Annotated in this window: 1 protein-coding gene; it reads right to left on the bottom strand. The window is 57.5% G+C overall.

The features are described from left to right. Entirely contained in the window at nucleotides 1–285 is a 285-nt protein-coding gene (locus ACT3UA_RS19015; RefSeq protein WP_096283271.1) for an HU family DNA-binding protein, read from the bottom strand. Nucleotides 286–308: the final 23 nt, after the last annotated feature.

Here is a 308-nt window from a genome sequence, read left to right as displayed (position 1 = left end):
TTACTTCTTGGAGACAGCAGCCTTCAGCTTCGAACCAGCGGTCAGCTTGACCGAGTGGCCAGCTGGGATCTGGATAGCGTCACCGGTCTGTGGGTTACGCCCGGTGCGAGCTGCACGATCGGTGCGCTCCACGGCCAACCAACCTGGGATCGAAACCTTCTCACCCTGGGAGATCTGGTCAACGAAAACTTCGAACAGCGCATCCAGCACACCGTTGACGGCTACCTGGGAGTTTTCGGTCTTAGCTGCAACAGCGGCAACAAGTTCGCTACGGTTCATAGCCAATGTGTGGTCCTCCTGGACTAGTG

Source organism: Glutamicibacter sp. 363 (assembly GCF_052379505.1).
Lineage (GTDB): Bacteria > Actinomycetota > Actinomycetes > Actinomycetales > Micrococcaceae > Glutamicibacter.
The sequence above is the reverse complement of the archived record's forward strand: the minus strand, read 5'-3'. Positions and strand labels throughout refer to the sequence as shown.